At 57.0% G+C, this 22,517-nt stretch carries 10 protein-coding genes; 4 read left to right on the forward strand and 6 right to left on the reverse strand.

Annotated features, from left to right (window positions below; translation table 11 throughout):
- Positions 1–204: 204 nt before the first annotated feature.
- Positions 205–1,389 (forward strand): SIS domain-containing protein, encoded by a 1,185-nt coding sequence (locus tag ACP_RS04110; protein WP_015896025.1) that lies wholly within the window; start codon positions 205–207, stop codon positions 1,387–1,389.
- Between the two features lie 23 nt (positions 1,390–1,412).
- On the forward strand, positions 1,413–2,678 hold the full coding sequence (locus ACP_RS04115; protein WP_015896026.1) for a D-tagatose-bisphosphate aldolase, class II, non-catalytic subunit: 1,266 nt from the start codon (positions 1,413–1,415) through the stop codon (positions 2,676–2,678).
- A 24-nt stretch (positions 2,679–2,702) separates the two neighbouring features.
- Here ACP_RS04115 and ACP_RS04120 read toward each other — a convergent pair whose 3' ends face one another.
- Entirely contained in the window at positions 2,703–3,992 is a 1,290-nt protein-coding gene (locus ACP_RS04120; protein ID WP_015896027.1) for a M20 family metallopeptidase, read from the reverse strand.
- A gap of 337 nt (positions 3,993–4,329) precedes the next feature.
- Between ACP_RS04120 and ACP_RS04125 the strand changes: the two genes are divergently transcribed.
- Positions 4,330–6,333 (forward strand): alpha-galactosidase, encoded by a 2,004-nt coding sequence (locus ACP_RS04125; protein ID WP_015896028.1) that lies wholly within the window; start codon positions 4,330–4,332, stop codon positions 6,331–6,333.
- Between the two features lie 234 nt (positions 6,334–6,567).
- Here the strand turns inward: ACP_RS04125 and ACP_RS04130 are convergent, their stop codons facing one another.
- The 5 genes from ACP_RS04130 to ACP_RS04150 form a co-directional block, all read right to left on the reverse strand.
- Entirely contained in the window at positions 6,568–8,829 is a 2,262-nt protein-coding gene (locus ACP_RS04130; protein ID WP_015896029.1) for a Tex family protein, read from the reverse strand.
- A gap of 162 nt (positions 8,830–8,991) precedes the next feature.
- Positions 8,992–11,187 carry a beta-galactosidase gene (locus tag ACP_RS04135; protein ID WP_083770504.1) on the reverse strand — a complete coding sequence of 732 codons (2,196 nt, stop codon included), beginning with the start codon at positions 11,185–11,187 and terminating at the stop codon, positions 8,992–8,994.
- Positions 11,188–11,287: 100 nt separating this feature from the next.
- A complete protein-coding gene (locus ACP_RS04140) occupies positions 11,288–12,616 on the reverse strand; it encodes an alpha-L-fucosidase (RefSeq protein ID WP_052294677.1) in 1,329 nt (442 codons plus the stop codon).
- Between the two features lie 242 nt (positions 12,617–12,858).
- A complete protein-coding gene (locus ACP_RS04145) occupies positions 12,859–16,131 on the reverse strand; it encodes a TonB-dependent receptor (RefSeq protein ID WP_015896033.1) in 3,273 nt (1,090 codons plus the stop codon).
- Positions 16,132–16,707: 576 nt separating this feature from the next.
- Positions 16,708–18,234, reverse strand: coding sequence for a malectin domain-containing carbohydrate-binding protein (locus tag ACP_RS04150; RefSeq protein ID WP_015896034.1), 1,527 nt, complete (start codon positions 18,232–18,234; stop codon positions 16,708–16,710).
- Positions 18,235–18,686: 452 nt separating this feature from the next.
- On the opposite strand from ACP_RS04150, the gene ACP_RS04155 reads away from it, so the two are divergent.
- On the forward strand, positions 18,687–22,475 hold the full coding sequence (locus tag ACP_RS04155) for a carboxypeptidase-like regulatory domain-containing protein (RefSeq protein WP_169305908.1): 3,789 nt from the start codon (positions 18,687–18,689) through the stop codon (positions 22,473–22,475).
- The last annotated feature ends 42 nt before the right edge of the window (positions 22,476–22,517 follow it).

Consider the following 22,517-nt stretch of genomic DNA (forward strand, 5'->3'; position numbering starts at 1 on the left):
AATGTCACAACAAGACTCAATCCACTACTTTCGATTCGACACGAAGCGGTGAAGGCGGAGCCTGAATGGCGTAGAGCAGCTTGAAGCGTGACTACATGTAAATTAACGATATTTCGAATTTGCGCATATATCTTACGTTTTGCTACGATATCTCTACCGGCAACATTTTAGCTCCGGGTCCTGGCATTGGAAGGAGACTCACCGTTGAATCCCTTATCGTCGTTGCTCGACCTGCCTGATGCAGAAAAAGACGAGCGCGGGCTCGCGCACACACCTCAAGAGATTGCACAGCAACCCCAGACATGGCTTGGCACCTACGCTCTGCTCCGAGCCCAGCAAGCCGGGATTCAACAATTCCTGACCGCCGCCGGCCTGCTGGATTCGCCGGAGCAGCGCCCAACCGTCTTTCTCATTGGCGCAGGCACTTCCGACTACATTGGGCACTCCCTGCATCATCTGCTGCGCAGCCAATGGCAGTGCGAGGTGCTCCCGGTGGCGAGCACCGATCTGCTGACGGACTTCCCTGACTACATCCTGTCGGACCGGAAGTATCTCTGGATCTCATTCTCGCGCTCGGGCGACAGCCCTGAGGGAGTCGCAGTGTTGGAGCGCGCGCTCGCCGAATACCCGAACATCTGCCACCTGCTCATCACTTGCAACGCCGCCGGCCGCATGATGAGCGCAATTAAGGGCCGCGGGAAGTCTTACTCCGTCGTGCTTGACGACGCCACCAATGATCGCGGGCTCGCCATGACCAGTTCCTTCACCAACATGGTGCTGGCCGGGCAGATTCTGGCGCATGCGTGGAAGATGGAGGACTACCAGCCGGTGCTGCAGGCGCTTGTACAGTCGGCGGAAGCGTTTCTGCCGCGCGCCGCCACTCTGGCCGCAGAACTGGCCTCCGAAGGCTATCACCGCGCCTGCTTCGTGGGCTCGGGAGTGCTGGCCGGCGCCTCAATGGAGTGCGCTTTGAAGCTGCTGGAGCTGACCGCCGGTAAACTGCAGACCCTCACGCAGCCCACGCTCGCTTTACGTCATGGCCCCATGGCGGCGCTTGATCGCGACACCCTCTTCGTTGCGCTCGTCTCCAGCCAACCGCAGCGCAGGCGCTATGAGCTGGACCTGCTGCGCGAGATTGGAAGCAAGGGACTGGTGCGCACCCGCGTCGCCGTCGCGACAGAAGATGAAAAATCGCTCCGTGCCGAGGCCGAGTACGTGCTCACCCCCGGCATCTCTGCCGCCATTCCAGATCTCTACCGCCCGATTCTTGATGTGATCTTCGGCCAACTGCTCGGCCTGTTTGCTTCCATCCATTTCGGACTCAAGCCAGACGTCCCGAGCCCAAACGGCGCCATCAGCCGTGTGGTGCAAAACGTCGGCATCTACTGATTGCCTGATAGCCTCGGAGACCCATGTCCCACTTCCTCCTCGAACTGGTGCGGAATCACGCCGCGAACCAGCAGCGCGGCATTTACTCTGTATGCTCGGCTCACCCCTGGGTGCTTGAGGCCGCCATGCGGCGGCATCTCCCGGCTGCTGGCCCACTGCTGATCGAGGCCACCTGCAACCAGGTGAATCAATTCGGCGGTTACACCGGCATGACTCCGGGCCGCTTTCGCGAGAGTGTCTATGCCATCGCCCGCAAAACCGGCTTTCCATTGGATCGTATCCTGCTCGGCGGCGATCATCTAGGGCCCTTCCCCTGGCAGCATCTGCCGGCGGAGCAGGCCATGAGCCACGCCTGTGAGATGGTTCGTCTTTTTGTGCAGGAGGGCTACAGCAAGATTCATCTGGATGCGAGCCTGCCCTGCGCCGGCGAGCCCGACCCGCTGCCTGAAGGCCAGATTGCCGAACGCGCAGCCCGGCTTTGCGCCGCAGCAGAATCCGCCGCGGCGAAGACATCTCCCGTCTACATTATCGGCACGGAAGTGCCCCGTCCCGGCGGAGCTCTCGATGAGATGGAGCTGGCGGTGACGTCGCCTGATGCTGCGGAAACGACGCTTAATCTACACCGCCGCGCGTTCGCTGCCGCGGGCCTTGATGCCGCATGGCCGCGCGTCATCGCTCTCGTCGTCCAGCCTGGAGTCGAGTTCAGCCATGACAGTGTGCTCGATTACCAGCCCGGCAAAGCCTCACCGCTCACAGCACGCCTCGCGCTGCATCCGGGACTTGTTTACGAGGCGCACTCGACCGATTACCAGCGGCCAGAGGCGCTGGCGGCTCTGGTTCGGGACGGATTCGCCATCCTGAAGGTCGGCCCGGGGCTCACGTATGCCATGCGTCAGGCCCTCTTTGCGCTCGCCGCCATCGAAAAAGAATTATTCCCAACGGCGCAGCAATCCCAGCTTCCGCAGTGGTTAGAAGAGGCCATGCTCCGCCATCCGGAACAGTGGCAAAAGCACTACTCAGGAACGCCAGAAGAACAGCAACTGCTGCGTGTCCATAGCTACAGCGACCGCATTCGCTACTACTGGAATGTACCCTCAGTGCAACAAGCCGTTGACACACTGTTGCGCAACCTGCAACAGCGCAACATTCCCGAAACACTACTCAGCGACTATCTCCCCGCGCAATATCGCAAAGTACGCACCGGCTCACTCCAAAGCGCGCCGGTGCCGATCCTGCTCGATGCCGTTGGCGAGGCGCTTGATCCCTACATTTCCGCCACGCAAGCCTGAAGAAGAGCCTGCTGTGAGCGGCGCTCATCCACTGCACCAGGTCAGCGCCGCCGACAACAGCACTTCTGCCGTCTCCATAACCGACTCAAACTCCACATACTCGTCAGGATTATGCGCTCCTGCCCCGCAGGGGCCAAATAGAAGAGTCGGAATCCCGAAGTCGCGGTGAATCAGTCCGGCATCACAGGGGTAAGGCGCCGCAGTGGTTACCACGGGCCGCTCCAACACTGATGTGGCGCTCGTCTGCATGCATTCCAGCCATGGATGGTCCGCCGGAAGCTCATGGCCATACAGCGGGCCGCCGATCAAGGGCTTCCACTGGACTGGATACTTCCGAAAAAACGGATCGGAGGCACAGAAACGCTCCAGCCGCTTCCGCACCGCAGCAATCACCTGGTCCACATTCTCCTCGGGAAGAAACTGCAGATACACCCGCACCGTCGCCCGCGAGGGTACGCTCAGCGGAACCGTGGGATCGAGCCGGTTTGCTTCCACCGCCAACACCTGCACGGGTGCCGGATCGGGGAATCCAAGGTATGCACCCTTCGGCGGGAGAGTGCCCCGCTCCTTTACAAGCTCATCTATCCAGTTCAGCAGGCGTCCCATCGGCAAAGCAGGGCTGACAACCTCGGCACGGGAGAAATATCCGGCGGGGTCGCCGGCCTCGATCACCAGGTCCACCACAAACCCGCCCCGAGTCGCCCGGTAAATCTCCAACTGTGTTCCCTCTGGAATCACGCAGGCATCCGCAGTATCGCCGCGCAGCCGAGCTGCAATCGTGCCGCCACCGCCACCCCACTCCTCATCGACGACCGACTCGAACAGAAGATCACCGCCCAGCCGGACACCCTCTCTCCGCAAAGCGCAAATGACTGCCGCGTTGGCGACCACACCGCCTTTCATGTCAAACGAGCCCAGCCCATGCACGCACCCCTGCCGCGATAGCCCTGACCACGGCGAACGCGACCAGCCGCCATTGCCGGGCGGCACCGTATCCATATGCCCGTTGAGAAGCAGACTCCGGCCGCGTCCTGAGCCAGACAATCGCACGCTCAAATTTTTCCGTCCGGCGTAGCGCTTGTTTCTCCTCAATTGCGGGTGGCCCGAGTCCTCAATAAAGTCCGTGCTGTAAAGCTCGGCTCGAATGCCCTGCTCGCGGAAGAACGCCTGCAACACACGCTGCGCAGGGGTCTCGTTTCCGCCGGCCAACACGGCAACGCTGTTGGCTTTCACCAAATCCTGCAATAGACGCCGCAACTCACCGCGCAACGGGCGAATCCATCGCCGTACATCCCTAGCCGTTGTGCTCTTCATCAATACGGTCTTCCTCTCAGGCTGCGGCCTTGCCGGGCGGCAAACGCTAAACGATTATGATTTATTACGTACTCTTTCGCAATACACACACAGCAAGCTCGATGGTCCCAGCTTCATCTGGAAAGCGAGCAATATCGTTGACCCTCCCTGCCTCAGACTCGCCCTCTCCACTCCGGTTAGGCGCAGCACCTGCTTGAAAATCAGATATTCTGCCCCTAAAGATAGCTTGCCTTTGCTCGTAAATATTGATAATTATTCGTAATAATAAATAACAACGCGTCAAGAGATTGCGGTGCGCTACAACACGCGCTCTGCACCTCGGAGGATCAAAACGCAAATGCCTCGCATCCGCCGCAAGCTATCCCCGGCCTTTTTGGGGGCGTCTCTGCTACTACTGATCCTCACAGGCCTCGCGCCAAGCCGTCTCTCTGCGCAGAGTACATCGCTTTCTGTCTCCAACCAAAGCATGTCAGCCCAGCTTTCAGACCAGCGACTCAAGCCGGAGCTGATATGGACCGACCTCGCCACCGGTTCTACGCTCTCGGCACCCGAGCTCTTTCGCATTACATTGCGGGACGGCTCCACGTTGAAGCCTTCTCAATTGCACTGGGATTCGACATACGCTCGATCGCCTTGGGCGGGCGCACGGAAGACTGGAAATGAGATTGGGAAGAAGATCTGCGCCAGTCTCTCGGAGCGGCATACCGGCGCAAAGTTCCAGTGGTGCCTGCTAGACCCCGTTCATCGCCGCTATATGCGCGAGCAGTTGACCATCACGGCCAGCGCACAGGCTCTCCCCATTACGGAGGTCCTGCTGATCAAAAGCCATGATCCGGGGGCTCGTGTGATCGGCTCCGTCAAGGGATCTCCTCTGGCCGATCAGCATATGTTTTTCGGATTTGAACATCCGCTTGCCTGGAGCCGGATCAGTGATGGAGTCGCCGAGTCGGGCATCACGCGCGTGCTGCCCCTGCGCGCGCATCAATCCGTCACCTATTCCGCTGTGGTCGGAACTTACCAGCCGGGCCAGATGCGCCGTGCCTTTCTTGCCTACCTTGAAGCCGTGCGCCCGCGACCCTACGCTCCATTTCTCAACTACAACACATGGTTCGACATCGGATATGGAAACCGTTACAACGAAGCCGAGGTGCTGAATCGCATCCATGCTTATGGAGAGCAACTCGTGACCAAGCGTCATGTGAAGCTCAACTCCTTTGTCTTCGACGACGGCTGGGATAATCCAAACTCCTTCTGGGGTTTTTACAGTGGCTTTCCTGATGGTTTCACACGCGTGGCGCGAGCCGCAGCCTCCTATGGCGCAGGCATCGGCGTGTGGCTCTCGCCCTGGGGCGGCTATGACGAGCAGAAGACCGAGCGCATCGCCTACGGCAAAGCCCATGGCTTCGAAATCGTCCACGATGGCTATGCCCTGTCAGGTCCCAAATACTTTCGTGGTTTCTCGCAGGTATGTTCTGTAATGATCAGCAAATACCATGCAAATCTCTTCAAATTCGATGGCACCGGCAATGCTGACAGCGTATTCCCCGGCTCCGCGTTTGACAGCGACTTCGCTGCCGCGATTCACCTGATCCATCACCTGCGCCGGCAGGAACCCGGCATCTATATCAATCTAACTACCGGCACTTATCCTTCACCGTTCTGGCTGCTTTATGCCGATTCGATCTGGAGAGGCGGTGACGACCACAGCTTTGCCGGCGTCGGCTCCTCCCGTCAACGGTGGATCACCTATCGCGACGAACAAACATACCGCAACATCGTCCTCAAGGGACCACTCTTTCCCCTCAATTCACTTATGTTGCATGGGATGATCTATGCCAAGCAGGCGCAGGGGCTCCGCACCGATCCCGACCATGACTTTCCGGACGAAGTGCTCTCCTACTTCGGCAGTGGCACCCAGTTGCAAGAAATGTACATCACACCATCGCTACTCTCTGAGTCCGACTGGGACATCCTTGCACGCGCAGCAAAATGGTCGCGCGCACATGCCGGTATTCTTGAAGACACCCACTGGATCGGTGGCGATCCCGGCAAGCTGCAAATCTATGGCTGGGCCGCCTGGAACCCTTCGGAATGGATCATTACTCTTCGGAATCCATCCGATCACGCACAAGAGTTCTCTCTGCATTTGACGTCGGCCCTACAACTTCCTACGGGAGCGGCCACGGATTTTGCCGTGCGCAAGCCCTTCGCATCTTCATCCTCAGCAACGATGGAGTGGAAAGCAGGCAACACCATTTCGCTGCATCTGAAGCCCTTCGAGGTGCGTATCTATGAAGGGTCATCAGAGCCGGAAGCGCATGCAGGCATGTCCGCCAAATGATTCCTTTGCTTGCGCACAGGTAGTCGGCAGCGTGGATCAGGACAATTGAATGTCTGAGACTACGCCTCGGGCAGCGAGGAATACTTGAAGCGGATCGAAGCTATCGCGTAGCGCTGTTCGATCTCCGCTTCATAGGGGCTTAGTGCTTGCGCCAACTCCCGTGACAATTTGGTGCAAGCTGTCGGGGGGGGCTGCTTCAAACCATTATGCAGTAGCGACGCCTCCACCAGTCTTCTAACGCACCTTCCACTTCGAGCTGAGAGCAGCCAGCTTCTGATCCATCGAGAGAGTGGGCTTCGGCACGGGCTTCGCTTTGGAAGGTGCGCGGCCTATAGGCTCCATCAGTGCTCTCATGGAGAGCGCAATTCGCTTGGTTTTTGCATCGGCGCTCAGCACCTTCACCCTGACGATCTGGCCTGCCTTCACAGCCTCTGACGGCTCTTTGATAAAGCGGTTCGAGAGCTCGCTGATGTGTACCAGGCCATCCTGATGTACGCCAACATCGACGAACGCGCCAAACTTCGTCACATTTGTGACCACGCCTTCAAGCACCATGCCTTCCTTGAGATCGGTAATCTCTTTGACGCCTTCCAGAAAGCTGGGCGCGGCAAACCTGTCACGCGGATCGCGGCCCGGCTTGCGCAGCTCGTCCAGAATGTCGTTGACCGTAAATGCGCCGGCAGAGAGTTGGCTGCGGTCCACTCGCTCGAGCAATTGCGGCGTGCGAATAATCTCCGGCACGGTGACAGAAAGTGACTGCGCAATCTGCTCTACCACGCCGTAAGACTCAGGATGCACAGCCGTCATATCCAGCGGGTTCTCGCCATCGCGAATACGCAGAAAGCCTGCGGCCTGCTCAAAGGTCTTTGGCCCGACGCCTGAGACCTCAAGCAATTGCGTACGCGACCGGAAGCGTCCATTCTCATTGCGATAGTTCACAATGTTGACGGCTGTGCGCTCCGTCACGCCCGCAACATAGCGAAGCAGCGTCCAGGAGGAGGTGTTCAGATCCACCCCCACGCGATTGACGCAGCTCTCAATCACGTTTTCGAGTGACTCGTGCAGTTGACGCTGGTCCACATCGTGCTGATACTGGCCCACGCCAATCGACTTTGGGTCCACCTTCACCAGCTCTGAGAGAGGGTCTTGCAGGCGGCGCGCAATCGAAATAGCGCCGCGCACCGTAAGGTCAAGATCAGGAAATTCCTGCCGCGCCACATCCGATGCCGAGTAAACGCTGGCCCCTGCTTCACTGACCGTAACGCTGAAGATCTCCTGAATCTTCTTCTCGCGCATAAATTCCCGAACAAAGGCATCCGTTTCACGCGAAGCAGTTCCATTGCCGATGGCAATCGCCCGTACCTGGTGCTGCCGGATCAGCGCTTCCACCTTCTGTTGGGCTTCTGCGATACCGTGCTTTGAGGTGTGCGGGTAAATCACATCGTGCGCCAGCAGCTTCCCCGTCTCATCCACTACGGCCATTTTGCAGCCCGTGCGCAGACCAGGATCGATGCCCAGCACCGAGATTGGCCCTGCGGGCGGAGCCAGCAACAGGTGATAGAGATTATCGCGAAAGACCTGAATCGCCTCTGCATCGGAGCGCTGCTTGAGCTCAAAGCGAATCTCGGCCTGGATGGATGAGTTCAGCAGCCGTTGCCACGCATCTTCGATGGCGAGATCCAACTGCGCGGTCCAGTCGCCTGGCTGCCGCATTACGTGAGCCCGCGTCAGAGCCATCACACGGGCAGCCTCAACCTCAATCAAAAAATAAAGCACTCCCTCGCTCTCACCGCGCCGTATAGCCAGCATGCGGTGCGATGGAATGGTCTTCGCCGGCTCCTGGTATTCGTAATACATTTTGAACTTTTCCTGCTCATCCTTTGCGTCCAGCGCCTTGCGGCTGACGACGATGCCCTCTTCTAACATGACGCGGCGCAGCGCCTTGCGCAGATCCGCAGATTCGCTGATCCACTCCGCTACGATGTGGCGCGCACCTTCGAGCGCTTCCTCCACTGAGGCCACGCCCAGTTCTTCGTTCACAAACGCGGGCGTCATTTCGCTCAGCGTCTGCGGCCCGGTTTCCTGGTTCCACAGGTACTTGGCGAGGGGCTCAAGGCCTTTCTCACGCGCAATGGTCGCCTTGGTGCGCCGCTTGGGCTTGTAAGGCAGATAGAGATCTTCGAGTTCGCTGCGATTGAGAACCGCCTCGATCTTCTCCTTGAGTTCCTCGGTCAGCTTGCCCTGCTCGGCAATGGAAGCCAGCACGGTCTCGCGCCGGCTCTCAAGCTCCCTGAAATAGCTCAGCTTCTCTTCAATGGCGCGGATCTGCACCTCGTCAAGATTGCCGGTCGCCTCTTTTCGATAGCGGGCGATGAAGGGTACGGTTCCTCCTTCATCCAGCAACGCAATCACGGCTGCGAGGCTGTGCGTGGAGACGGCAAGTTCCTGGGCAATATGCAGAAGAATTCTGGAGGGAAGAGGCTTAAAAGTACTCATGCGAAGACTTCATACTACACGCCAGCCATGAGGAAATTTTGGGCAGCGCAGGTCACGTGCCCGGAAACACCATCTCCCAAGCAGAGATCCCGAGAAATTGCGAGCACGTGCTACCTGATTGCTCTGTGGCTGCAACTGGCCTTCCGCCTGACGATTCCTTTGCTATTTCTGCAATGCGCGGTCCTCTTCGGCAATCACAACTCCCCACGGGTCAACGCGTACATGAGAGCCCGAGGCCAGCGCATGACCCGTCAGCAGATCGTGCGCATTCGCGTAGGGATAGGTGAACTCCGTCGGAGACGAAGAGTAGTTCAGGTAATAGTGAATGCGCCGGTTCTGATCATTGACTCCGTGCCGCACATGCAGGTCAGCGGGAAGACTCTGGTCCGGCCCGGTGAGACCGCATAACTGAAGCTCGTCGAGCATGACGGCATCCTGCAGCTTGCCAGACAGGACAGTACCCTCGTAGGTGAGAGTTCCTTCACCGTAATGGTTACGTGTGATCGCCGGCCACTTGCCGAAGAATGGATGGTCATACCAGGCCAACGGCTTGGCGGTGGTGAGTTGAAGAAACTCAGCCCACGTGCTGGCCTGATTCGCGGCAACACCGACGTGGAAGGGGTCGCCCTTGAGTGACAGCGGATGTTTGAGGTTGGAGTACTCCTGATAAGTGAAGCCCGCAGCTTCACGCAGCGGGCCGGGCGCAAGTTGCCAGCGCACCGCGCCGTTCTCATTGGTGAAACCGCTCTTGAAGGTCATCAGCACATTGCCGCCGTGTCGGACGTAGTCAACGATCCGCTTTAGCAGCGCATCGCTGGACACATAAAGCGCAGGAACAATCAGAAGCTTGTATTGCGAAAAATTCTTTGTGTCAGGAAACACAAAATCAGTCCCGACATTGGCGTCATATAACGCCGTGTGGAGCTGCTGAATCAGCCCCGCATAATTGCCGCCATTTCTGCCGGGCTGCCATCCTTGATTGGCATCATGCGCGTAAGGCATGAATGAGAGCCCATTCATGGAGTCAACGCTGTAGAGAATGGCCACTTTATTGTGAATGCGAAGATTAGCGATTTGCGGGCCGATGCGCTTCAGCTCGCGGCCGATTCGGGACACCTCGCGATAAGCGCGGTTCGGGCCGAGATCATGGCCGAGCACGCCACCCCAGTAAGTTTCCTGTCCATCTTCGAGTGTGGCCCAGTGCCAGTACTCCACCATGTTGGCGCCGTTGGCATAGTGAGTGAAGGCATCCAGTCTCAACTGGCCGTCATAGGGAGGATACTGGCCTGCCGAATCCCAGCCCAGCGTCTGCGCGTTGGTTTCGGTCACCAGGTAGTTCGTGTGCTTGAGTGACCGTGCCAGAGAGCCCTGTAACGCGTCATACTCACCGTTATAGTCATCCTGCCAGCCATGATAGATATTGTTGGCCACCACGTCTTCGGTCCTGGCGATCTGCGTTTCATCCACGTCCGGCCGCATGATCGATCCGAAGTCTGTCGTGACAAACTGAGCGGGGGCGCGATTCTCACGCACCAGTTGAGCCTGCCATGCCAGATAGCGCGTCACCCGCAACTGTGAGTAGCGCGACCACGCCAGCTTATAGCTGGGGTTGGTAGCGTTGTCGCGCGTTGGCATGTTCTTCCAGTCATAGACGTCCTGCCCCCAATAGTTCAGCAACCAGGCGCGATCCATCGCCTCTGGCGTTCCAAACCTCTCCTTCAGGTAATCGACGAACCCATGAAACACGTCAGGATTAGAAGCACCGTAGGAACTCGTTTCGTTATCCACCTGCCAGCCAATCACGTCGGGATTATTGCGATAGTGGCGGACCAGATTCACGATCAACTGACCCGCATATTGACGAAAGACCGGATTGTCGTAATCCATATCCTGCCGCATGCCATAGCCAACATAGCCACCGCCGAGCGGACGCGCGAGCAGTTCCGGATGCTGCTTCCACAACCACACCGGCATGGAGTAGGTCGGCGTACCCATGATGACCTTGATCCCGGCCTTGCTCATGGCATCGACCACGCGATCCATCCATGCGTAGTCAAACTTGCCCGGAGCCGGCTCCCACAAGCTCCATGTGGACTCGCCCATGCGCACCACATTGAAGCCAGCTGCTTTCATCATGCGAACGTCGGTCGCCAGCCGCTCAGGATGCAGCGGCGAAGGCGTGTACTCGTTGTAGTAGGCCGCTCCGTAGAAAACAGTTGCAGGATGAACGCTCAGCTTCGGAGCTGCGTCCTGCGCGGCCACGATGGCATCGGCCGGGTCAGCTTGCGCGCACACGCGGACCGAGGGCATCATCGCGGCCACAGCCATCATCGTGAAGACCGTCATTCTTTTGAACATTCCTCGCCTCTCTCTATTGCGCGTTTCCGTGATCGCTCACGGCCGCCGGAACAACATTCCTACTCTTTGACGACGAGACCTACCACTCAGAAGGCACGCCTCATCCTACCTGCGTCACTGGAATCTCATGCGCGTGCCTGTCCAGATCGAGCACTACAATGGCATCTGTTTGGTTCGCGGAGTTGCGCGTCAATATCAGATCAAGCGACGCGGCATTCTGTGTGAAACGCACCGCCTCGCCTGTCAGGCATGTGGATCTGACTACCTTGCCCGGAATCGGAGGCAGAGCAATGCGGCTCATCGCGGCATCGAGCACATGCACGTAAATCCGGTTTGCCTTGTGCGTGGAGACACCATACTTGCCAGGCATGAAGGGGCCACCGCGGGTTCCATAAATGCTCTCACCATATTTCTGCACCCACTGGCCCATCTCGCGCAACCGCTGCTCATGGCTGGGCACAATGGTGCCGTCGGCTCTCGGACCAATGTTCATCAGCAGATTGCCGTCACGCCCCACCACGTTCACCAGCAGTTGAATTGCATCCTTGAGCGCCATCGGCTCTGTGTCGCCCGAGTACCCCCAGTAACCGGCAAGCGGAAATGCGCACTCCCACGGTGACGTATTGTCGAAGCTGCCCACCGTCCATTCGCGCGAATGATAATCCGGAGGAATGCCCGCCGCGCGATTGTTCACAATCACCTGCGGCTGCTTGCTGCGCAGCATCGCGTTCACTTCGTCGCCACGCCAACTGAATTGACCGTGATAATCGCCTTTTCGCTTAGGGAACGCGGTGCTGCTCATGTCGTGTCCAAAACTTAGCCAATCGCTTTCTCCGCCATCAAACCACAAAACGTCGATCTCGCCATACTTTGTCGCCAGAATCTCGATCTGCCGGTGATACTGCGCTCGCATCTGTTCGGCATTTTCCAGTTGAAGGTCCGGGAAAAAGAACCCGGGAAAACGCCAATCGAGTGGCGAGTAATAGAGTCCCACATGCAGGCCAGCCCTTCGTACGGCCCGGGCATATTCGTCAATCAGGTCGCGGCGCGCCGCCGTGCTTACGCTCGTAAACGGATTGTCCGGATCATCAAACAGCGCAAAGCCATCATGGTGCCGCGCCGTCAGTACCGTGTACTTCATTCCAGCATCCCGCGCAAGGCTGGCCCAGGCTTCCGCATGAAAGTCAGTGGGGTTGAACTGCTGCGCCAGCGTCGCATACTGCCGCACCGGAATCTGCTCGGCAAACTGCACCCACTCGCCACGTCCCGGAATCGCATAGAGGCCCCAGTGGATCATCATGCCGAATCGCGCCTCACGCCACCACTGCAGCCGCCCATGCTCTACTGCAGATGTCTTCTCGCCGAGGCTGGCCTGCGCCGCCCCGGGCGCTGATCCTGCAACCGAGCCTGGAGCCGTCTGACCCGGCATCCCCAATGCTCGAACTCCGGCAGGCAACATCCCAAGGCCTGACATCGCGCCCAATCTCAGGCAGAAGTCTCTGCGATCCATGCTCTTCAAATTATTTTCCTCCTACCACTCGCTACACTTACTTTGGTTCATCATCAAACGCTGGAATGCTCCGGGTGGTACAAAAACAGACAAGAGCAGCGAAGCAACTCGTTTGGATCCCGGCCAGCCAGTACTTTTGCTGGCCGAGATCCAATGTTCTGCTAGAAGTACAGTTTCAGCGCGCCCTGCATGAGCCGCGGTCCGCGATCGGACGTGATAGCAGAGCCATTCGAGGCAGTGTTATTCGGATTGTTGAAATTCGCATGGTTCAAAGCGTTAAAGGCTTCCCAGCGAAACTGCAAACGATATTGCTGGGCGATGCTCCAGTTCTTCATCAGAGCCATGTCCAGGTTGCTGTAACCCGGACCCCGGAGCATATTACGCGCTGAGTCTCCAAAAGTGCCTGGAGCATTCGCCTCGAAAGCTGCGGTGTTGTAGTAATGCTTGAGCCATTGACGCCGGCTACCCTGCTTAAGATTGACAGGAGCACCGGTAAGACTCGCCCGGTCTGCATAAACGCCCGCGCCCGAATTATTCGCGCTTGCGGTCCAATAGACCGTGAATGGCGTCCCTTCCTGAAGTGTCAGAATGCCGCTGACGGACCATCCGCCAAAGATATTTTTCACTATTCTGTTGGAGTGACGCAGCGAGGGAGCATCGTAGATAAAGTTTGTAACTGACGTAACGGGAATATTGAGATCTGACTCGCCGCGATTGGCTCCAATATTGAACGGATCAGTTACGCCGTCTCCCGTATCAAAGGTTAAACTGCTGGAGGAACTGTCGTCCATCACCTTCTCCCACGTAAAGCTTGATCCGAACTGCAGACCGTGGGACATGGACTTTTGTATATGCGCCTCCAGTGCGTTGAAACTCGATGTTCCTTCAGGAACGCTCGTAAGTATCTGCGAGAAGGCCGGATTCTGCCGAATGCCATGGTTAGCAAAGATGCCTGGGTTCTTGTCCACTTGAACCACGTCGTGCTCCGTCTCACTGCCGACATAGATGCCCTGAAAGGCTACGCTTCTGCCCAGTTGCTGCGACACAGAAAGGTTCCAGCTTTGCATCATTGGTGTCTTCCACGATGTTGCAAAGGTAACGAGCGAGCCTACAGGGTTTGCAAAGGCCACGTTGCTTGGTGGAACGTAGGTCAGTGAAGCAAAGGGCGGAAAGGGGCTTTTGCCGCCGGGGAAGTCCACTCCCGGGGATGACCATGGATTATCAAAAGTGATCGGCTTTTGAAGAATTCCTCCGCCAGCATAGCCTGTGTAAGCAGAAGTGTACTGATAGGTGGGGGAAAACGGAGCATCCTGCGTGATGTGATTCAAGTTAGACATGGGTAGAACTTCTCTGAAGAGCCCAAATGCTCCACGCACTGACGTATTAGGCAAATCTTTGGGCTGCCACGCAAAACCAATGCGAGGCTCAAACACGCTGTACTTGCTTGCATAGATTCCAGAAGTCACGCCGTGATCTCCAGGAAATACCAGGCCTTGAGGGGCATTCGGAAAACGCAGGCTTTGTTCTCCTGGAATGTAAGCCGCGGCGCGGCCATTCACAATCGCCGGAGCGAGATCCGGCTCCCAGCGAAGGCCCGCGTCAATGGTCAGATTCGGGAGCACCTGATACTCATCCTGAACGAATGCAGTACCTTGATATTGGTGCTCCGCCCCGTAGTCGCCCGCGCCCTGTGCAAAGTAGCTGGCGTCTCCAAGAACCAGGTCGGCAAGCCCTACACCGGTGGCCGCACCGTAGAACTCCATCTGTGGTACCGCTTCCCAGGGAGAGACCGTCGCGTCGTAATTGCGCTGAATGGTGCCGCCCATGGCCAGCGTGTGCTTGCCAATCGTAGTGATGAGTTTGTCATCAAGGCCGCGGCTGGAGCGCGGGTTGGACCCGCTCGACTGATAGATATACTCCCCGCTTCCGCCGACTCCAGAAATGTAAAGCCCCTGAAGGTCGCACTCGCCAGGCAGACCCACCAGTCCTTTCGCGAACTGGCTCAGGCACGTATTCATGGTAGGAGTTTGCCTTTGCTCTTCGTTCATCTCATAGACATTCGCAATGTTGATAGTCGAGGGGTTGAGTGTCCAGGTGTCCGAGACGATGGCATCGATATAGTGGATCTGATCGCCGGTATAAGAAGTGATCAGGTTACCGTTTTCCGCGTTTCCAGGCACCGAGTAGAAGTTGCTGTACCACCGCGCAAACATTCGATTGGACGGCGTGATGTTGTAATCCAGCCTGCCGGTGAACTCGTCATACTTGTCTGAAGTGCTCGGCTCTGGAATGTAGAAGGCACCGTTGGTGGATGGGGAGACCGGGAACAGTTTGGCCAGCTTTAACGCATCCTGATTGATGCGGTCTTGCGGAATGATATTTCCCGGAAACGGATTCCCTGTTGTTGGATCATAGATTGGCGTATTCGGCAGAAGCGCGCTGAAGTCGCCTGTAAGCATCGCGGGCGTGAACGACGCCGCAAAAGACGGCGTGGCGGATGCCACCTCGCGAGTGCCCTGATAGTTGAAGAAGAAAAAGAGCTTGTTGTGTAGAATCGGTCCCCCGATGGACCCTCCAAACTGATTTCTCTTGAGCGTGTTCACCACCCCGGTAAAGTAATCGGCGGCATTGAAATCCTGGTTGCGGATGAATTCAAAAAGGTCTCCGTGGAATTTATTCGCGCCTGATCTTGTTTGAATCAGAACAACACCGCCTGCGGAAAATCCATACTGGGCGCTGAAATTGTTCGTCACCGCAGTGAATTCCTGCGTTGCGTCAGGATTCGGGAAGGGCCCGGCCAACCCCATATAAACATCATTGTTCGGCGCGCCATCCAGCATGTAATAAGTGCTGCCTTGTTTCCCTCCGTTGGTCGAGGCGGCCTGCGCTGTAGGAAGCACGGTGAGTCCCTGCCGGAAACCTGCCGCTGTATTCAGCACATTGATGGTCCCTGGGGATAGCTGCACAAGGCTGCCGGGGTCGCGGCCATTCAATGGGAGTGCCTGTATCGAGGTGGAAGATATCGTCTGGCTGATCTCCGGAGTCGTGGTGTTGATCAGTTCTGCGTTAGCATTCACCGAAACCGTTTGCGTGACGGTGCCAGTCACGAGACGCACATTCGCGGTCGCGGACTCTCCAATGGCCAACTGTATGCCGGATTGCTCGTACGTCTTGAAGCCCGAGCCATTTACCACAAGACGATAGTTCCCCGGAGGTATGGCAGGCAGAACATAGCCGCCGCTGCTGTTTGACTTCGTCTCTAGCTTCAGGCCTGTATTGACGTTGACAATGCTGACTGCGGCATTGGGAATAGCGGCTCTGGTTTGGTCTGTGACCTCACCTCGAAGACTTGCGCCCGTCGCCTGGCCAAAAGCGCTGCATGACATGACAATCAGGATGCCTAGCAATAACTGACAGATTCTGATTCTTCTCATTTGGGATTCCTCTCTAAGCTTTTCGCTTTGTTAGCGTGCCGCCACTGCTCCATAACCATCAGGAGCAGTTGGATCGGGTGAAATGCCTTGCCAGACAGATTTGCGTTCCTGCTCTGGCCTGCATCGAAATTGTGAGCGTTGCCGTGACGCCGTCGAGCCGGCAGATTCGCGACAACCCAACTGCAACAGGCTTTCGCCCAGCGGGGGACCAATCTTCGTGAAAACGTTTGCTCAGTGAACTGCCTTTCAAGTGCGCCCGGGAAATTCGGACCGCGTGCGCACACAGAACCGCGAGAGAACCAGAAACAATCGCGGCATATTGTCCGTTTCGTTGATCGATAAAGTAAACGTTAACTATTCGCAGCCACAACTATAACGAAGCGAGAGGAACGAATGTCAAGAAGAAAACGCACCTCATGGTGGTGGAGAAGATTGCTTCACCGACGCAAGTTTCCCCACTGAGAAGCACAATCATTTCCAGCCATGCCGACTGGAGCTCAGCAATGCACGCCGTCCGAAGCCCGCAGGGAGTTCTCTCCAGGCGCGACCGGCTCCACATGCACCGCAGCTTTGCTCCTAATGCGATTCGTCAGTGACCTCGATGGCAGAGACTGTGGCATTATTCACAATTGCTTGAAAGGTGATGTTGAGCTTCCCCTGCGGGCTCGCTTTCAAACCGTGAAAGGTTTCAGACAGAGCGTGGAAGCTGCCGGCTTGCTTGTAGATATCAAAATTGTTCAAAAGAATCTGCCCGTTGCAGAGTACGCGAAAAACGCGGCTTCCTACGCCTCCGCCACCCGGGGCATTCTGCCCGAAGTAGCGCTCTGCAAAATGAAGAGTCAGCGTATAGCTGTCGCCCGGAACAACCGGAATAGCATAAGAAAAATTCCCGTAGCGCTCGCCCGAATAGAGGTCGGGATCCTCAGTGCCAGTTACATCGTCACTCTTCGCGGAGACGTAGCCTCCTAGGTAGTAGTTATCCGGGCTCCACAAATTGCCATCATGATCGGTGTAGGAGTTTGGCTGCGCGACGATACGTATCGGCAACTGTTTATGAGCGAGACCAGGCAGAATCGAGATAGCATTCAATTCCGCCGTCCCGGTCAACGTGGCAAAGCTGAGATGAAGCATCCCATCGCTACCGGGGCTGATATCGCGAAAGATGCGTTCATCAGCGGTATTGAGCGCGCCCGCATCCCCGTAAATGTCAAATCCTGAAAGCAGAGGGTGCCCGTTGGCCGTGACGGAAAACGTGGAGGGGGAGGTCGCTCGCGAACGAACGTCGAGAAAATACAGATGAAGCTCATACACTCCCGGCTTGAGAGGAATCTCGTAGGAAAAATCTCCATTGCGCCAATGCTCAAAAAGCAAAGGGTCACTGGTACGCAACACGGAGTCAGCCGGTCCGGTCCAATTGCCTCCATTATGAGCGTAAGTGTCTGGCTGCCAGAGCATACCAGCCGCGTCTACTTGGGGCTTGCCATAATCCCCCGCGAGAATATGCAAAGGAAGCTGAGCAAACGGCCCAGTCACGACAATAGGTGGCACAGTAGCGGCCGACGTGGACAGGGACTTCGCAGGTTCGCTTTGCCGGTGGCGGTACTCGATTCTCCCGATCAGCGCGGCCATCAACAAAGCAGCGCAGGCGGCAGCCACATAGGCCCATCGGCGCCTCTTTGGCGGCGGTGACACAGCCACTTCCAGCTGCGGCTCCACAGGACAACCAGTATCAATATGCCGATGGATAAAGGCCGGAACATAAGAGCCTGCCGGCAGCGAGACCTGAACGGGATGGTCCTTGCCTTCGCCCTCGTAGTACTCCTTTAGCTTCTTTCGCAGCCGGTGTGCCTCGACGCGCACGATTGCATCTTCTCCGGGATTGAAGGTGGACTTGGAACGCCCGAAGACCTCCGTGGCAATGTCGTACTCGTGCAGCTTCTGCGTCTGCCCTTCGAAATACTTTTCCCCTATATAGGTAAACAACCGCAGCAGGCGCGAAGAGTTCGAGAGCGCCACGCCGACGGCTTTGAACTCACGCCACTCGTCTTCCCGTGCGTGGGGAATCCCCTCTGCTTCAACCGCTGCTCTTTCGATGGACAACATTGTCTTTCTCTCTGGGCACCGATCATAGCCATATCATGCAAGCAGTTGCAACAGCGTTTTTTACGTTACCTTTAACGCTACCTAAATCACTCGCAATCAACAGGATGCCTGTGTTTCAAAACAGCCTGTAACAGGCCGGTACTGGAATGTACCAAATAAACCTTTTGCCCTCTCCGCTTGCGCAATTAGGTTTTGCCCGAATTTCCTCAGCCTCGCCAGCGGTTGCTCATCCCACACCCGAAAGACGGCAATCCTTGAAGCTCCCCAGCTTCCAGGGAGGATGAGACGGAGAGACCGGGGAGATCAAAACGCAACAGGAAGAGTCTTCCGGCATCCACGGGCCACAATGTCGTGGCCCCAAGGATGGGGCAGTTCAAAGTTGGTGGATCTTTTGGAGGTAGAACTTGCGCATTTATAAAAATTTCTCTCAAGGCGTTGGCCGGATGCAGGCAATGAAAAAATTGCAGCCGCTCATTCTGGGTCTCGCGTTGCTGATTGCCTTCCCTGCCATCCTGATGGCTCAGACCACGGTGTCCATTTCGGGCACAGTGATGGACTCCACCGGAGCCGTCGTGCCTGGCGCCCGGGTGCTTGCGACCAACCAGCAAAACGGCTCCCATTGGCGAATCGCGAGCAATGGGGAAGGTTTTTTCTCCTTCTCGGCGCTGCCGCCAGCCAGCTACTCATTGCGCATCAGTCATCAGGGCTTTGAGAACTGGACGGTCAGCGGCATTGTTGCGCATCCCGGAGACAGCCTCACCGTGCCGCATATTGTGCTCAAGGTAGGCGCGGCGAGCACCACGGTAGTGGTTTCGGCCCAGTCGGCCGGAGTCACTCTGAACTCAGGCGCGCACAGCACTCTGATCACGTCCTCGCAAATCAAGCGGCTCTCGACCATCAGCCGTGATGTGAGCGAACTGGTCAGCATTCTGCCTGGTTTCACTCTCAACGCCGGCACAGGGCTGGGCAACACCGGCCCCGGCGGACTCTACGGCTATCAGACGACCAGCCCCGGCAGCGGCCAACTGAGTGCGTTCGGTGCGCTCGGCTCCGCGCCTCAAACTGCAGGAGTCAGTGTGTCTTCCGATGGTGCGCAGTTTGTCGATCCCGGAGTCATGGCCGGCCAAATGGGCAACATCAACGTCTCTCAAGTAAAAGAAGTCAAGGTGACCACGGCGGACTTCAGCGCGGCCGAGTCAAAGGGCCCAGTTGTGATTGACGCCGTGGGCAAATCGGGCGGTATCAAATTCCACGGCAGCCTCTACACCTATGTGAAGAACACCGCCCTCAACTCTAATGACTGGCTGTCCAATTACTACGGGAGCCCACGGCCTCAGTTCAAATACTTCTATCCCGGCGGAACCATCGGCGGCCCCATCATTCTTCCCTTCACGCACTTTAACCGAAAAAAGAAAAAGCTCGTCTTCTGGCTTGGATATGAGTACTACGATCAGCACCAGCCTGCAGGCCTGCTCACTGACTTTATCCCGAACGCATCCATGCTGCAGGGAGATCTGAGCAGAGACAATATTGCCCGTGCGTTGAATGTCTCATCTGCGGCCCTGGCGGCCGGCTGCCCACAGGACTACTCGCAGACATCGCTCTTCACGAATGTCGGCGGCTTTTGCTACACCCCGGCCACTGCCACGGATGAGAATGGCAACACAGTGAACAACGGTATGATTCCGGCACAAGACATCAACGCCGGTTCTCATGCGCTCGCCAGTTACTGGCCCCAGGCCAACCGCACTCCACAGCCCGTCTATGCAGGCAACACAGAAACCGAGGCGACCGACGGCGTCAACTATGCAAAGAACGTGGAAGAGTCAAGCAATGGATTTCAACTGCACACCCGCATCGATGACAGCATCAGCGACTCTCTCAAATTCTATGTGATTTATGGTCTTGAGAAAGTCAACGTCGAATCTCCGCTACAGAATATCTATTACAACCCGCCGGGCACCATCCCATACCCCTCGCCATTCTTCTCCAATGGCCGCACTGACAACATGACGATTGATATGACAAAGGTCATCAACTCGTCACTGACCAATGACTTCACGGCTGCCGGCGTCTACTACTACCAGCCCGAGCAGTTTTCTGATCCAGCGAAAACACAGACCACGGGCAACGCCTGGGGCAAAGCCGGCTATGGCGGAGGCTATTTGCACCTGAATGAGTCACAATTGCCGCAGATCTCAAACTGGGATTCCGGAGTTCCATCGCTGGCGTTCGGGTATGTACCACCGCCGCCGAATTCGCAATATTTGCGCAAGTTTGACTGGACCATCAAAGACAATCTCACCAAGGTCCTCAAAAACCACACCATCAATATCGGCTTCTACATGGAGCAGACCGGCAATAGCGGACCGCAGCTCGGCAGCCAGCTGAACGGCAGCATGAACTTCAACCGCTATGCCTCCTGCTACATCGACCAGACCAGCACGACGGTAGACCCCAGCTCCGGCCAGATCGTCACGCCACCCACAGCCAGCATGTACAACTCCATCGGCAACTTCCTGATCGGATGCCCGTCTGGCTACACGCAGGCAGCGAGCGATCCCATTCAGAACCAGCGTTACCTGGAGTACGACGGATTTGCCACCGATCAATGGAAGGTCAACGCGAAGCTCACACTGACCTTTGGCATGCGCTTTGATCATCTCGAGCCCTGGAGTGATCCGCACGGCATCGGCATGGCCGTATGGGAGCCTCAACAACTCGGAGTGGGGCAGCACGTGCTTTATCCTGACACGGCCTCAAACCTGACGTGGCCCGGCATCACCTGGCACAAAAGAGACCCGAGCATTCCCAACGCAGGCTCCCCCACGCGCGCCGTCTTCTTCAACCCGCGTTTCGGCCTCGCCTATGACCTCTTCGGAAACGGTAAAACTGTTTTCCGCGGCGGATGGGGCACCTACTATTCGCAGGACTCCACCGCCGCGGCAGGTGGTGCCGAAGCCACAGCCATTGGTCTGCAGACATACATTGAGCCGCAAAATACAGGTGGACAAGGCTGCACCTTCAATCAACTTTTCCTTCGCTCCACCTATGTTCCTTGCGGCCAGTATGCCGTAACGCCTCCCGCATCTCTGCCGCCCTTCAGTATCGGCGCCATGGATCCGAAAGACGATGACATGCCGGTGACCTACAACTACAACCTGACGGTGGATCAGCGAGGACCATGGAACTCCACCTTTGAAATTGCCTACGTCGGCAACCAGAGCTATCACCTCGACACGCTCGGCGGCCTGCAGAACCAGAATGTGATTCCACTTGGTGCATTCTTCAAGCCTGATCCTGTCACGGGCCAGCTCAATCCGACCGACAACATTCCGAATGTCAATGACTATCGCCCCTATCCCAACTACACACAGGTCAACGTCATGACCCACCGGGACTGGTCGAACTACAACTCAATGCAGCTCTCATGGAACAAGCAGAGCGGCAGTTTCATCTATGGAGCGAATTACACGTGGTCTAAGACGCTCGGCGTGAGAGGCAATTACAATACCGGAGCCATTGCCGATCCTGTCGATCTAAAAAATGATTACGGAGTTGTTTCCTACAACCGCAATCAGGTGCTCAATGTGAACTACTCCTGGAAGGAGAGCGATCTCTACAAGGGCAACCGCGCATTGCGCGCGGCGCTGAACGGATGGGAGATCTCCGGCATCACCTCGATCCAGAGTGGGCCCGATCTTTCCGTCTCCACCGGAACGAATTACGGCATGAGCGGCTCGCTTGGCTACACCAGCGGCGGAAAATCCACCAGCGTCCCCTTCGGAGCGGCGGAGTGGCTCGGCAGCTCTGACTACACGCTGCAGCCCATTGTTACGTGCAATCCGGCACTGGGTCTCAAGAAGCACCAGTACGTCAACGGAACCTGCTTCTCACTGCCCGCCGAAGGAACGCAGGGCTGGTATAACCTGCCGGCCGTCTATGGACCGGCTTACTTCACCTCAGACCTTTCTTTGTTCAAGAACTTCAGTCTGGGTGGCGCCCGCACCATGCAGTTCAGGATTTCGGGATTCAACTTCCTGAACCACCCGCTCTACTCCTTCAACAGTGCCAGCCTCAATGATCTGAATCTGATTATTGGCGAATGCCCCGGTTGCAATCCCACGACAGCAGCCCAGGCTCTGCAGGACGCCACGATCAGCAACGCCAGCACCTTTGGTTACACCACCGCCAAAGATGGTGTCCGCATCGTCGAGATGGCTTTTGAGTACGACTTTTAACCCCCGCGCGGGAGCGGCAACGCTCCCGCATTTTTTCGCGCC

Origin of the sequence: Acidobacterium capsulatum ATCC 51196, from assembly GCF_000022565.1 — a bacterium.
In the GTDB taxonomy this organism is placed as follows: Bacteria; Acidobacteriota; Terriglobia; order Terriglobales; family Acidobacteriaceae; genus Acidobacterium; species Acidobacterium capsulatum.